The sequence below is a fragment of the Sulfurimonas sp. ST-27 genome, assembly GCF_048081595.1.
In the GTDB taxonomy this organism is placed as follows: domain Bacteria; phylum Campylobacterota; class Campylobacteria; order Campylobacterales; family Sulfurimonadaceae; genus Sulfurimonas; species Sulfurimonas hydrogeniphila.
Genome location: NZ_CP182226.1, coordinates 2234194 through 2247599, shown reverse-complemented (window position 1 = coordinate 2247599; position 13406 = coordinate 2234194). Strand labels below are relative to the sequence as shown.

At 37.0% G+C, this 13406-nt stretch carries 14 protein-coding genes; 6 read left to right on the top strand and 8 right to left on the bottom strand.

The features are described from left to right. Nucleotides 1–73 precede the first annotated feature (73 nt). Together ruvC and ACM66U_RS11770 are read left to right on the top strand one after the other, a co-directional pair. Nucleotides 74–553 carry a crossover junction endodeoxyribonuclease RuvC gene (gene ruvC / locus ACM66U_RS11775; RefSeq protein ID WP_151899245.1) on the top strand — a complete coding sequence of 160 codons (480 nt, stop codon included), beginning with the start codon at nt 74–76 and terminating at the stop codon, nt 551–553. Nucleotides 554–556: 3 nt separating this feature from the next. After that, nucleotides 557–868, top strand: coding sequence for a pyrimidine/purine nucleoside phosphorylase (locus tag ACM66U_RS11770; RefSeq protein ID WP_418640835.1), 312 nt, complete (start codon nt 557–559; stop codon nt 866–868). Between the two features lie 3 nt (nt 869–871). Here ACM66U_RS11770 and trxC read toward each other — a convergent pair whose 3' ends face one another. The 5 genes from trxC to purB form a co-directional block, all read right to left on the bottom strand. Continuing rightward, nucleotides 872–1297 carry a thioredoxin TrxC gene (gene trxC / locus ACM66U_RS11765; RefSeq protein ID WP_151899247.1) on the bottom strand — a complete coding sequence of 142 codons (426 nt, stop codon included), beginning with the start codon at nt 1295–1297 and terminating at the stop codon, nt 872–874. A 92-nt stretch (nt 1298–1389) separates the two neighbouring features. After that, entirely contained in the window at nt 1390–1785 is a 396-nt protein-coding gene (gene fliW / locus ACM66U_RS11760; protein ID WP_418640834.1) for a flagellar assembly protein FliW, read from the bottom strand. Between the two features lie 9 nt (nt 1786–1794). Beyond that, complete coding sequence (locus tag ACM66U_RS11755) at nt 1795–2145, bottom strand: hypothetical protein (RefSeq protein WP_346389054.1); 351 nt, start codon at nt 2143–2145, stop codon at nt 1795–1797. Then, entirely contained in the window at nt 2127–4493 is a 2367-nt protein-coding gene (locus ACM66U_RS11750; protein ID WP_418640833.1) for a ribonucleoside-diphosphate reductase subunit alpha, read from the bottom strand. Before ACM66U_RS11750 ends, ACM66U_RS11755 begins: the two co-directional genes overlap by 19 nt. A gap of 224 nt (nt 4494–4717) precedes the next feature. Further along, entirely contained in the window at nt 4718–6046 is a 1329-nt protein-coding gene (gene purB / locus ACM66U_RS11745) for an adenylosuccinate lyase (RefSeq protein ID WP_346389053.1), read from the bottom strand. A 92-nt stretch (nt 6047–6138) separates the two neighbouring features. Between purB and ACM66U_RS11740 the strand changes: the two genes are divergently transcribed. Then, nucleotides 6139–7047 (top strand): RluA family pseudouridine synthase, encoded by a 909-nt coding sequence (locus ACM66U_RS11740; RefSeq protein WP_346389052.1) that lies wholly within the window; start codon nt 6139–6141, stop codon nt 7045–7047. Nucleotides 7048–7573: 526 nt separating this feature from the next. Here the strand turns inward: ACM66U_RS11740 and rlmN are convergent. From rlmN to hisF, 3 genes are read right to left on the bottom strand one after another with little or no spacing between them, the layout of a single operon-like run. Continuing rightward, nucleotides 7574–8647: a 23S rRNA (adenine(2503)-C(2))-methyltransferase RlmN gene (rlmN, locus tag ACM66U_RS11735; protein WP_418640832.1), complete on the bottom strand. Its 1074-nt coding sequence runs from the start codon at nt 8645–8647 to the stop codon at nt 7574–7576. Beyond that, complete coding sequence (locus tag ACM66U_RS11730; RefSeq protein ID WP_346389051.1) at nt 8644–9186, bottom strand: purine-nucleoside phosphorylase; 543 nt, start codon at nt 9184–9186, stop codon at nt 8644–8646. Before ACM66U_RS11730 ends, rlmN begins: the two co-directional genes overlap by 4 nt. A gap of 2 nt (nt 9187–9188) precedes the next feature. Beyond that, on the bottom strand, nt 9189–9947 hold the full coding sequence (gene hisF / locus ACM66U_RS11725) for an imidazole glycerol phosphate synthase subunit HisF (protein ID WP_346389050.1): 759 nt from the start codon (nt 9945–9947) through the stop codon (nt 9189–9191). Nucleotides 9948–10066: 119 nt separating this feature from the next. On the opposite strand from hisF, the gene ACM66U_RS11720 reads away from it, so the two are divergent. The 3 genes from ACM66U_RS11720 (at nt 10067) to ACM66U_RS11710 (ending at nt 13335) form a co-directional block, all read left to right on the top strand. Then, the gene (locus tag ACM66U_RS11720) at nt 10067–10537 is read left to right on the top strand and encodes a CZB domain-containing protein (protein ID WP_418640831.1); all 471 of its coding nucleotides are present in this window, start codon (nt 10067–10069) and stop codon (nt 10535–10537) included. Between the two features lie 70 nt (nt 10538–10607). Then, on the top strand, nt 10608–11450 hold the full coding sequence (gene rsmA / locus ACM66U_RS11715) for a 16S rRNA (adenine(1518)-N(6)/adenine(1519)-N(6))-dimethyltransferase RsmA (protein WP_151899257.1): 843 nt from the start codon (nt 10608–10610) through the stop codon (nt 11448–11450). Then, nucleotides 11389–13335, top strand: a complete 1947-nt coding sequence (locus ACM66U_RS11710) for a ribonuclease J (protein ID WP_418640830.1) — start codon at nt 11389–11391, stop codon at nt 13333–13335. Before rsmA ends, ACM66U_RS11710 begins: the two co-directional genes overlap by 62 nt. Nucleotides 13336–13406 lie beyond the last annotated feature (71 nt).

Sequence of the window (13406 nt, the reverse complement as noted above, 5' to 3'; positions counted from 1 at the left end):
TAGCCCAAATTCTCTTATGTGAATATTTATATTGTTTTCTATATAATGGTGAAAAATGTTTTAAAGGCCTTAAATGACTATACTTGGTATAGATCCCGGAACCAGAAATATGGGGTATGCACTTATTTCGTTACAAAATTCCAAAATATCGCTTATCGAAGCGGGACTTATAAAAATGAAGGCAGAAGATTTGCAGTTTCAAATACCGCAAATGGTTGAAGGACTGAGCAGTATATTTGAAAATCATGTTATTGACGAAGTAGCCATGGAAGATATATTTTATGCCCACAATCCCGCAACAACAATTAAACTGGCACAGTTTCGCGGAGCAATAATGCTAAAACTTTTGCAGGAGTTTGGACAGTTTCATGAATATACGGCACTGCAGGTAAAAAGAGCGCTTACAGGCAAGGCAAAAGCACAAAAAGAACAGGTGGCATTTATGGTTCAGCGCCTGTTAAACATAAAAAAAGAGATCAAACCTCTTGATATATCAGATGCCATGGCTGTAGCCATAACACACTCTCAGAGAGTCAAACTAAAAAAAGGATAAAAAATGTCAAAATTTGAAAATGTGAATATTGTAAAAGAGGCAAATATTTATTATGACGGAAAAGTAACGAGCAGAACAGTTGAATTTCCTGACGGAAGTATAAAGTCTTTGGGAATTATGCTGCCGGGCGAATATACTTTTAATACGGCAGATAAAGAGATTATGGAGATCATGAGCGGTGATGTGGAAGTAAAACTGCCAGGCGAAGAGTGGCGCACACTTCTTGTGCCTGAAATTTTTACAGTACCGGCCGACTCTTCATTTGAAATAAAAATAAAGAGTGTAACCGATTACTGCTGTTCGTATATAAAATAAAATTTAGTTACTGTGTTTTGAAGCGAGAGAAACAAGTGCATTTACATCAAGCGCACCGCTGACTCTTTCGACTTCACGGCCATTTTTAAAGACGATAATTGTCGGAATTGAACGAATTCCAAAACGTGCACCCAGATTCTGCTCATTTTCAGTATTTACTTTTGCAAAAAGTGCTTTGAGCGGAAATTGAGTGGCAGCACGTTCAAAATTTGGAGCCATCATTTTACATGGACCGCACCATGGTGCCCAAAAGTCAACTATTACCGGAATATCACTGTTGACAATTACTTCATCAAAATTTGCATTTGTAAGTTCTACAGGTTTTGTGTCTAAAAGTGATTGTTTACACTTCCCGCAGTTTGCTTTTTTATAACTCTCTTTTTTTGGAACATTGTTTACTGTAAAACAGTGTGGACATACAATTTTCATAAAATTCTCCTTTTTGAAGTGTATTTTACACTCAATTTGGCAATTGTAATGCTACCTAAGTTCCATATTATAGTCTAATTTCAAAATATATTTTATGCAGATGTCTCTTTTTTAAATGATTCTATACTTTCTGCCATGCCATAATCCGGATTTTGTTTTGGTTCTAAAACAATTTGGGCCAATGTATTGTTATCATGGTTAATAATAATGGGCGCTAAAAAATTAATTGTTGATTTTTCCAAAGGTTTCTGAATAAGTAAAATATTGAAAACACTTATTTCTGAATTGTCAGTAATTTTGAGTAACTCTTTTGTTTTTTCAGGAATTTCAAAAGGGTATTCGCGTAACATATAAGGATTGACCAGAGTAAAAGATATGCCCGGATTTTGGCTGTCTTTCATAATGGAAAAAAGTGCATCTATTTCATTTATATCTACCTGCCTGGTATTTACAAATCCAAGTATTTCGCCTTTTACCTCATATGCCATTGTCATCCTTTAAAATTGTCCCTCTTTATATTTCAGATCCTTAGAAATGATATAGAGCGTCGAGTTTTTAATTGCTTGGATATTATAGCACTCTCCTATGCCAAATGCAAATTCTTTGTTTACATGTAAAAGACTTGCTCCGTCACTCATATTTATAAACTGTAACTTGCTTTGTTCAAGCAGTCTTGCATCTGTTACCTCTGTAAAATCAAGTGTTAGGGTTATCCAGTCATAATCACGTGCGGCATCTTGAACTGCAAGAACTAATTTCAGATGAGTGGGTGAAATGACTTCGAGGGAACGCAAGTCGGCATTTTTAAAGCTGTCAAACCGCTCAAGGTCTATTGGCAACCGACACACTCCATACTTCTGTCTTCGACATCGCTTGCCATTTCCGGTGACTGTGAACGCAGATAATAGGTAGATTTGAGTCCCAGTTTCCATGCCAGCATATAAATTTCATTAAGATAGCGTCCGCTTGCTTTGTCAAGTGTTATAAAAATGTTGAGAGACTGCCCCTGATCTATCCATTTTTGTCTGATAGCGGCTGCTTTTATAAGAACGGTCTGGTTTAAATCATATGCCGGAGTATAATAACTCCATGTCTCAGGTGAAAGATTAGGAACAACAACAGGAATCAGTCCGCTGAGATTTTCTTCTGACCATTTGCGTTTAAAGACAGGCTCAATAGCCTGTGTAGTACCTGTTAAAATAGATATGGATGATGTAGGGGCTACAGCCATCAGATAACCGTTTCGCATTCCCTGTTTTTTTACTTTGGCCCGGAGTTCATCCCATTCGTATTTTGAAGCAAAGAGTCCGCCACGGTCAACCAGGTTTACCACCTCGGCATTTGCATGGTCTTGAGGCATTATTCCTCTGCTCCACTTGCTTCCTTCAAATTCGGGATAGCTTCCTTTTTCAACAGCCAGATCAGAAGAGGCGGAAACTGCGTTATAACAAATAGCTTCCATAATTTCGTCTATTTTGTCAAAATGTTCCTGACTTCCCCACATAATTCCGGCTTCTGCAAGCATCTGTGCTTCGCCCATAACACCCAAACCGATAGAGCGGCTTCGCATGTTAGTCCGTTTTACTTTTTCAACCGGATAAAAATTTAAATCTATAACATTGTCCAAACATCTGATAGCTGTGGGGACAATTCTGTCTATATCTTCTTTTGTATTTATGCGTGAGAGATTTATAGAAGCAAGGTTACAAACAGCCGTAGCGCCGTCAATTTTTTCTTTTTCCACAGCAAAAATAGGAAGTCCTCCCAGTGAATCCAAAGCAGTGACTTTTTTGGCGGGTTTTGTTATACCACTGTCTACAGTTACCAACTCCTCTTCTTCATAACTGATGCTGTCACCGTTTTCAAAAATAAATTTTATTTTATAATGGTTAGGCTGAGTGTTTTGAAAAATTTCTGTACAGAGATTGGAACTTCTGATAATTCCGTAATGACCATTCGGATTTGCACGGTTAGCATTGTCTTTAAAACAAAGAAACGGTGAACCTGTCTCAAAATAAGAAGTCAAAATCTTTTTCCATAAATCTTTTGCCTTTACTTTTTCTTTGATGATACTCTCATCCTGTTCAAATTTGAGATAAAGTTTATTAAATTCTTCGCCGTAGACATTCGTGAGTTCTCTGGTATCATATGGGTCGAAAAGTGTCCAGATTGCATCCTCTTCCACACGTTTCATAAACATATCGTTTAGCCATAGAGACGGAAACAGATCGTGAGCGCGACGACGCTCTTCACCGGAGTTTTTCTTCAGGTCTAAAAAGTCGTTGATATCTATATGCCATGGTTCAAGATAAACAGCAATAGCACCTTTTCTGGTACCGAGTTGGTCTACGGCGATGGCAATATCATTTGTTATCTTTAAAAAGGGGATAGTACCACCTGCTGCATTTTTGTGGCCGTCTATAAAAGAACCCATTGAACGAACCTGGGTCCAGTCCCAGCCGATTCCTCCGCCAAATTTTGAAAGCATTGCCATCTCTTTGTATGTGTCAAATATACCTTCGATATTATCAGGAGTCGAGCCTATATAACATGAACTTAACTGGTGTCTTGGTGTTCTTGCATTGGAGAGTGTGGGAGTGGCTAACATAACTTCGAATTTACTAATCATGTTATAAAATTTGATGGCCCACTCTTGACGGTTTTCCTCACGCTGTGCCAAAAACATTGCGATGGCCATAAACATATGTTGAGGAAGCTCTATCGGGTTTGCATCTCTGTCTTTAATCAGATATCTGTCATAGAGTGTTTTAATGCCCAGATAATTAAACTGCAGATCTCTTTCCGGTTTAATATGTTTTTCCAGTTCGTCAAGATCATACATCTCTTTTAGGCCCAGAAGAATTCGTCCCTCTTTTTCTCCTTTTTCAAAATACTTTTCCAATTTGCAATAACCGGTAAAACCGTTTACCTGATGGTAAAGATTAAAAAGAAACAGACGTGAAGCCACAAATGTCCAGTTGGGTGCATCAATATCTATTTTATCTACCGCGGTTTTAATTAAAGTTTCTTGTATCTCTTTTGATGTTATACCGTCACGAAAGTGAATTTGGGCATCAACTTCCAGTTCACTTTGGCTGACATTGGCCAAACCTTTTACAGCAGCAGAAGTATATTTTTGGATTTTGGATATGTCAAGAGGTTCTGTTCGTCCGTTTCGTTTTATAACTGTTATCATAAATTTATTCCCTGATTAAGAATTTTTTATATAATTATGTATGCAATAATCATATAAAAAACTATAAGATATTGTTAATTAGCATAGTTAGTATTCTAGCGAAAACTCTCTCTTAAAAATATTAAAGCAGTAAAATTTTTACAAGTTTTATATATTTGTTATATCTAAGGAGATAGAAGAAAAAGTTATATTCAGCATAGCTGTAATTGCTATGCTGAAGTTGTTTATTTGAAAACTCTTGCAAATATTTTATCTACATTTTTTGTATAGTAGTCGTAATTAAAACATTCTCTGATAACTTCTTCACTGAGTGAATTTCTCAACTCTTCGTCTGCAAGCAGATGATTAAGATAGAGGCTCTCTCCTTTTTCATTAACCGTAGGTTTGCCCTGTTGAATCTCTTCCCAGACTTTCATGGCATTTCTCTGTACGATTCTGTAGGCATCTTCACGACTCACACCCTGCAGCGGAAGTTCAAGTAAAACACGTTGAGAAAATACAAGTCCGCCTGTCAGGTTGAGATTTCTCATCATGTTTTCAGGATATACAGTCAGGTTTGCGATAACGTTATTCATGCGGTGCAGCATAAAATCACTTGTAATAAATGCATCAGGGAGCCAAAAACGTTCTGTGGATGAGTGGGAGATGTCACGTTCATGCCAAAGAGCTACATTTTCCATAGCAGGGTTTGCATAGGCACGTATCATGCGAGCCAAACCTGTTATGTTTTCTGTGAGGATAGGATTGCGTTTATGAGGCATTGCGGATGAGCCTTTTTGGCCTTTTGCAAAATACTCTTCGCACTCATATACTTCCGTTCTTTGCCAGTGACGAACCTGTACGGCAAATTTTTCTATGGAACTTGCCATTAATGCCAAAGCTGTTGCCAGTCTCGCATAACGGTCACGCTGAATAACCTGGTTTGAAACAGGTGCCGGCTTTAAACCAAGCTCTTCACAGGTATACTCTTCAAGTTCCAAAGGAGCATGCGCAAAATTTCCCATTGCTCCACTTACCTGTCCGACTGCTATAACATCCATAGTCTGTTCAAGGTTTTCGAGATGACGAGCCATTTCATCATACCAGACAGCTAACACGAGACCAAATGTTATAGGTTCTCCGTGAATTCCGTGAGAACGTCCGACCATTAAAGTCATTTTGTGTTCCATGGCACGTTTTTTAATAGACTCCATAATCATCTTTACATCTTCTATTATAAGCGAAAGGGAATCTTTCATCTGAAGCGCAACGGCTGTATCAATAGTATCTGAAGATGTCATACCATAATGAAACCATCTGCTCTCTTCACCGAGAGATTCTGATACCGAAGTTGTAAAGGCAATCAGGTCATGGCGTGTTACCGCTTCTATTTCATCTATGCGTTTAATGTCAAACTTTGCGTTCTTAACAATTTTGTCCGCATCTTCCTGAGGGATTTTTCCCAGTTTTGCCCAAGCTTTTACTACAGCAATTTCAACATCAAGCCACGCCTGGTATTTTGCCTGGTATGTCCATTTTGATGCCATCTCTTCCCGTGAATATCTATCTACCATTATATAGGTTCCTTATGATTGTTTTTATGCTAGAATTCGCATAGATTAAAGTAGTTTATTTTACTCAAATATTCATTAAAGAGGATTGAAATTTGCCATTCGTAAGAAAGAGAATGTTTGCACCAAAAAAACAAAAAGCATTTTTATATTTAATTCAAGAACTTGGGTATACCCAAAAAGAAGCACAGCGTCTTATTGCCAAGGGAAGGCTTTTTGTTAACGGAGAACCGATGACGAGGACTGCAGGTGAAATTGAAGGTGAATTTGAATTTATCTACTTTGAACCTATTACAAAAGGTCTGGAACCTACATACGAAGAAGAAGAGTTTGTTGTTTTTGACAAGCCGAGTGGTGTGCTTATTCATCCTCAAAACAGATACACGCCCTACTCTCTTATAGATGAATTAAAATACCAATACGGCAGAGATGCCAATATTACACACAGAATCGATCAGGAGACAAGTGGTCTGGTCTTGTGTGCAAAGAACAAGCAGAGTGAACGTGATATTAAAATGATGTTTGAGCAAAGAGATATGCAAAAAAAATATTTGGCATTTGTACACGGAGATTTTAAAAAAGAGCTTACTGTGGTGGAGCCGCTGTTAAGAGCAGAAGATGAAAGTGCTATTGTTCGTATGGTAGTAAAAGTTGATACAAAAGGGAAAGCTTCAAAAACTTTTTTTAGACCATTGGAATATTTTGAAAAACTAAATATGACACTTGTGGAATGTGTGCCGTATACAGGAAGACAGCATCAAATCAGAGTGCATTTGTTTCACGTGAAACATCCGATAGTCGGTGATCCGATTTATGGACAGAGCGAAGAGAATATCGTTAAATTTTTAGAGAGAGAACTATCTGCTGAACAAAGAATAAAAAACAGCGGAGCCCAACGTTTATTGTTACATGCAAGTGAATTGGCATTTGATTTATATGGGGATTCTTATACTATAAAAAGCAAGGTAGACTTTTTAAAAACATGTTTATTGCATGTAATGTGAATAACTTTTTTTTAAGAAGATAAAAATAATTTTTATTTATGTGAATAATTTTTTTAAATCTCTTTATAGCCCTGTAAATAGGGCTTTTAGAAGATTTGTAAACTATTTTAAGGTAAAATTTACATAAAATATTTCTTAAAAAATAAGAAAATTTACAAATTTTTTATCCATGAAATTATGTGATATTCACACTTTAGAACAATGTGTGAATACTACACATTTAGAGAAAATTGACAGATTTTATTATGATTAAAATTTATTTTAAGATGAAATTTATTTTTAAGATTAGTAGGGTATTATTACACTCATAGACGACCTCCCTGGTGTGTTGGTCGTCTGCTTTATTTTGATCCAGCTTTATATAACTTTAATTAAAACTTTACTCTTTCTCTTCTTTTGTTGCTGCCCATATAAAACCGCCAACGCCAATGGCAAAAACTATCACTAACAAAACTACTTCACTGATATCAACACTACTCATAACTATCCTTGATTTTTATTATAATTATACTCTTAGATTTGTTATCTAACTGTTTATCTCATCTTGATTTTTTTCTTTTAACTGTCCACAAGCGGCACTGATATCTATTCCTTTAGAATCGCGTATGGTAGAGAGTAAACCGTGGTTTATAAGGTATTCCTGAAATTTGATCATATCTTCGCGTGATGGACGTTCGTAAGGTGTACCAGGATAGGGATTAAAATAGATAAGGTTTACTTTTGCTTTAATTCCGCTAAGGAGTTTTACAAGTTTTTTTGCAGAACCCAAATCATCATTTTTATTTTTAATGACAAGGTATTCAAACATAACACGCTTGCGTGTATCAATTGGAAAACGTTTTACCGCTTCTATAATTGAGTTGATGTTATGTGCTTTATTCATCGGAATAAGCTCTGTGCGCAGTTCATCATCAACCGCATGGAGTGATATGGCTATATGCACACCCAGATCCATTTGACCGAGTTTGTCTATTTTGTTACTGAGACCACTTGTGCTTACTGTTTGTCTTTTTGCAGAAATGGCAAGTCCCTCTTCTTCTTTAAAAATTTCTATAGCCTGTGCAAGATTTTTAAGATTGTCGAGAGGTTCCCCCATTCCCATGTACACTATATTTATCTTTCTGTTATGTTTGTGTTTGTTGTCACGTTTGAGTGTTACTACCTGTGCAACAATTTCTCCGGCAGTCAAATCACGGGTAAAACCGCCTTTGGCCGTCAAACAAAAACTACAGCCGACTTTGCAGCCAACCTGTGTGGAAACACAGACTGTATATTTTGCCTCTTGTGTTATTTCACCATTTTCATCAACTTGCTCATCTTTCATTTTAAGCCAGACTGCTTCAACGGTCTTGCCGTCCTGTAGCTGCAAAAGATATTTTATTGTACCGTCGCTTGACTCTTCTTTTCGTACGATTTCCATGGGATTGATGGTATATTTTTCGCTCAGTTCTTCTTTTAATGCTTTTGGGATGTTTTTCATTGCATCGAAATCCTGTGCATACTGATGATACAGCCAACCATAAATCTGTTTGGCACGAAAAGATGGTTTGACTAACTGTGTCAGTTCTTTTTGTGTGAAGTCATATAAAGAAGGTTTCATTTTGCTGTTAGCTCTGCTATACGCTTTTTTACATGCTCTTCAAGGAGTTCTTTTGCTTTGGATTGATTCTTGAGAAAATCTTCATGAGCCTGTTTGTTAGTATAGTTTGTTATACAAAACACACCGCCGGCAGGAATATTAAACTCCTGGGCAATGCGCAACACTGAAAAAAATTCCATATTTTCTATGCCGACGCCAAATTTTAAAAAGTTTTTTGTCAATGTTTCGTTTGTAGATATATAATTTGATGAGTTGACAACAATGTCTTTTTTATTGGTAGTGTTTGTTGTGACAACATTATCAAGCGGTGTATAGGCATCATTACTTAAAAATGCCAGTTCTATATTTGCAGCGGTTTTTGATTCTATGATATCAAATATTTTTTTTTCTCCATAGCTTCCTGCAGTTCCTACAAAGAGTAAAAATTCCGGTTTGTCAAATAGACAAAGCCGTGTAAGATTCATAGCTGTTTCAATGAGCCCTACTCCCATTGGAGTTGCAAAAGAAAATGTTTCATTGTTTCCTGCACATATAATCATTGTTATAGCCTTACCGGAATATTTTGTTCATGTAAATAATGTTTTAGATCCATTATATCTATCTCTTTGTAGTGAAATATGGAAGCAGCCAATGCAGCATCTGCTCCGTGTTCAAATGCTTCTTTTATATGTTGCATTGTACCTGCACCGCCACTGGCTATGACCGGTACATGTACTGCACGGCTTATCTGTTCTGTTATATTGAGCTCAAAACCTGCTTTGGTTCCATCCGCATCCATAGATGTCAAAAGAATTTCTCCGCTTCCTCTGTCTACAACCTCTTTTGCCCACTCTACGGCGTCTATACCTGTATCTACGCGTCCGCCGTTTAGGTAAACATTGTATTTGTCACCTGTTTTTTTCACATCAATTGCTGTGACAATACACTGTGATCCAAAGCGTTTGGCACCTTCGTCTATGAGTTGGGGTCTTTTTATGGCTGCGGAATTAACGCTGACTTTATCACAGCCGACATTTAAAAGTTTGTATATATCATCTAGTTTGCGAATGCCTCCGCCTACAGTTAGCGGTATAAAAATTTCTCGTGCTACCTGGGCAACTATATCTACTATTGTGTCTCTGTTGTCAGAAGAAGCTGTAATATCCAAAAATGTAATTTCATCTGCACCCTCTTCATTGTATCTGCGGGCTACTTCAACAGGGTCACCGGCATCTTTGAGTCCTACAAAATTGACGCCTTTGACAACACGTCCGTCTTTTACATCCAGGCATGGGATGATTCTCTTTGCAAAATAATTCATAGCGCAATTATACACTTTTAGGCTTAATGATTGATTTTGTTTCACGTGAAACAAAAGTTTTATATTGCTTTAATATAGTTAGGACTATAATCGTTCATTATATTTGGATAGGAATGTAGATGAAGAAGGATGAAACATTAAAAAGTTTAGAAAATGCAGAAGTAGAATTGACAAGGTTTGTAGAAACAGCAAAATCTTTAATAGACGGGATAGATCCGGAAGATAGAATTTTACCAACTTCATCCAGAGAAACAAAATTTGGTCAATGGTTTTATACCGATGGACAGAAGTTGAAGATACTCTCAAACAATCCGCTGGAGTGTATGAGCAATATTGAAGAGCTTCATGACAAACTTCATGAAAGATATCGTGAAATTTTCGACTTGTATTTTGCTGAAGAAAAAAAAGGCGGATTTTTATTAAGAATATTTAAACCAAAGCAAAAGGTATTGACTGAGTCGGAGTTGAAGCTTGTAAACGAAAAGTATCTTGCAATGGAACAAATAGCCGAAGAACTTTTGGCAGAAATAGCAAGACTGCAAAGACGACTAGTGGCCGTTTCAGAAGAAAAAATCAATGCTTTAGTATAAAAAAAGAGAAAAAAATTGATTTTTTCAGTCTGTTACCTTTTTGTAAGTAAAAAAAAGATATCATAGTGCTATGAATAGAGAAAGTATTGTAGCAAAGAAGAAGTTTGGACAAAACTTTCTGAAAGACCAGTCAGTTTTAAGACAAATCGTCGAAGCGATGCCCAAAAACGAGAATAAAATCGTAGAAATTGGGCCTGGCTTAGGTGATTTAACTAAATTTTTAGTTGATGTCAAAAGTGTAGAAGCTTTTGAGGTAGATACCGATTTATGTAAACTGTTACAAAGTACATTTAAAGAAGAGATTGCTACCAAGCGACTCCATATAAACTGTGGAGATGTTTTAAATGCTTGGCAGAGTGAACTTGTGCGTGAGCCTTATGATTTGGTGGCAAATTTGCCCTATTATATTGCTACGAACATACTATTGAAAGCACTCGCAGATCCTATGTGTAAAAATATACTTGTAATGGTTCAACTTGAAGTAGCAGAAAAGTTTTGTGCAACTGCAGGTGAAAAAGTTTTTGGTTCTTTGAGCGTAATAGCCCAAAGTATAGGAACAGCACAGATTGTTGTGAAAGTTCCCCCGACTGCATTTGATCCTCAGCCCAAAGTGGATTCTGCTGTTTTTCTGATAGAGAAAAATGCTGATAGAAATGACAAAGAGTTCGAGGATATGCTAAGAGTTGCATTTTCGCAGCCTCGAAAAACTTTGGTGAAAAATCTATCTTCAAAATATGACAGGAAAAAACTTCAGGAAGTTCTGGAAAAACTGGAACTTGCATTAACGGTTCGGCCTCATCAGGTAAGCACTAACGACTATCACCAACTCTATAAATTAACAAGGAGTTTGGATGGCAGAAGAGACACAAGAGGTAGCACAAAGCAAACCTCAGGAACAACGCAAACCAAATAACAACCGCAAACCAAATAACAATCGTAGACCAAACGGCAATCAGAAGAAGCCAAACGGTGAAAAAAATGCAAATGCAAAACCAAGAACAAACAACAATAAAAACAAAAGTCGCGGCCGTCACAAAAGAGGAGCTTCTCCTATTGATGACAAGCTTAAAGCATTTGTTGTAAAAAATCAGGAAGCACACAAGCAAAGACTGAATCCTCACTATAAACTTGATTTGGAATCAAAAGCGAGAGTCCGTGTCACACCACTTGGAGGGCTTGGAGAAATCGGCGGAAATATTGCTGTATTTGAAACTGACAATGAAGCGATTCTTGTCGATGTAGGGATGAGTTTTCCGGATGAAGAGATGCACGGGGTTGATATACTGATTCCCGATTTTACCTATCTGCATGAAATCAAGCATAAAATTGTCGGTATTATCATTACGCATGCGCATGAAGATCATATCGGTGCAGTACCGTATCTTTTTAGAGAACTGCAGTTTCCTATATACGGAACGCCATTGCCTTTGGCAATGATTGGAAACAAATTTGATGAGCATCATTTAAAAGAGGCTAGAAAATATTTTAATCCTATTGAAAAAAGAAAAGTCTATAAAATAGGAAATGATTTTGAAGTTGAGTGGATGCATATGACCCACTCTATTTTAGACTCTTCTTCTGTGGCGATTACAACAGCAGCCGGAACTGTGATACATACAGGTGATTTCAAGATTGACTATACACCGATAGACGGGTATCCCGCAGACTTACACCGTTTGGCACATTATGGCGAAAAAGGGGTGTTGTGTTTGATGAGTGATTCGACAAATTCACATAATCCTAATCCTACACCGTCTGAGTTAAGCGTTGCACCGGCACTTGACCGTGTATTCAGCAAGGCAGAGGGAAGAGTGGTTCTTTCAACGTTCAGCTCAAATATTCATCGTGTTTATCAGGCAATTCAGTATGCTGTGAAATATGGTCGTAAAATTTGTGTTATCGGACGTTCTATGGAGCGTAATCTTGAAGTGGCTATGCAATATGACTATATTAAATTACCAAAAAATATCTTTGTGGAACCGGATGAAGTGGCACACATGAGTGATAAAGATGTTTTAATCGTGACAACAGGTTCTCAGGGTGAAGGCAATTCGGCACTGTTTAGAATGTCAATAGGTGAGCACAGACATATTAAAATTAAACCGACTGATTTGATTGTTCTCTCTTCCCGTGCTATTCCTGGTAATGAGGGTTCTATTTCCCAAATGCTTAATCACCTGCAAAAATGTGGAGCTAAAATTGCCTATGACAAAGATTTACATGTTTCAGGACATGCATCTTTAGAAGAGCAAAAATTGATGCTTCGTCTCGTTAATCCTAAGTTCTTTTTACCGATTCACGGTGAATACAATCATGTAATGAAACATAAAGAGACTGCAATGCTGTGTGGTGTTCCTGAGAGAAATATTTTGCTTATGACAGATGGAGAACAGATAGAGATTGCACCAAAATATATGAGAAAAGTCAAAACTGTAAAAACCGGCAAGACATATATTGACAATCAAAACAATTATGAAATCGAAGATGACATAGTTATGGATCGCCAAAAACTTGCGACAGACGGTGTTGTTATGATAGTGGCTCAGGTGAGTGAACAAACCGGAAAAATGATGGATAAACCAAAAGTGACATCATTTGGTCTGGTCGCTGACAAAAGAGACAGGGCTTTTGCAAAAGAGATAGAAGAAATACTGGAAAACTTCCTGTTGAACATGAAGCCCGGACTTATCGGTAATCCTAAAACTTTAGAAGGTGATTTGCGTCAGGTTATCAGAAAACATATTTTCAGAAAAATGAAAAAATACCCGCTGATTGTTCCAAATATCTTTATTCACTAAAAAAATACCTCAAGTTTACTCTTGAGGTATTTTTATTACATCATCTTTTCAGCAAATTCTTGCTACTCTAT

Coding starts and splice junctions, on each gene's coding strand:
- ACM66U_RS11730 (WP_346389051.1), bottom strand. CDS start 9,186: ATGATTATATGTGCAGGAAACAATGAAACATTTTCTTTTGCAACTCCA.
- fliW (WP_418640834.1), bottom strand. CDS start 1,785: ATGGCATATGAGGTAAAAGGCGAAATACTTGGATTTGTAAATACCAGG.
- purB (WP_346389053.1), bottom strand. CDS start 6,046: ATGGTAGATAGATATTCACGGGAAGAGATGGCATCAAAATGGACATAC.
- ACM66U_RS11770 (WP_418640835.1), top strand. CDS start 557: ATGTCAAAATTTGAAAATGTGAATATTGTAAAAGAGGCAAATATTTAT.
- ruvC (WP_151899245.1), top strand. CDS start 74: ATGACTATACTTGGTATAGATCCCGGAACCAGAAATATGGGGTATGCA.
- ACM66U_RS11750 (WP_418640833.1), bottom strand. CDS start 4,493: ATGATAACAGTTATAAAACGAAACGGACGAACAGAACCTCTTGACATA.
- ACM66U_RS11720 (WP_418640831.1), top strand. CDS start 10,067: ATGAAGAAGGATGAAACATTAAAAAGTTTAGAAAATGCAGAAGTAGAA.
- rsmA (WP_151899257.1), top strand. CDS start 10,608: ATGAATAGAGAAAGTATTGTAGCAAAGAAGAAGTTTGGACAAAACTTT.
- hisF (WP_346389050.1), bottom strand. CDS start 9,947: ATGAATTATTTTGCAAAGAGAATCATCCCATGCCTGGATGTAAAAGAC.
- ACM66U_RS11710 (WP_418640830.1), top strand. CDS start 11,389: ATGGCAGAAGAGACACAAGAGGTAGCACAAAGCAAACCTCAGGAACAA.
- rlmN (WP_418640832.1), bottom strand. CDS start 8,647: ATGAAACCTTCTTTATATGACTTCACACAAAAAGAACTGACACAGTTA.
- trxC (WP_151899247.1), bottom strand. CDS start 1,297: ATGAAAATTGTATGTCCACACTGTTTTACAGTAAACAATGTTCCAAAA.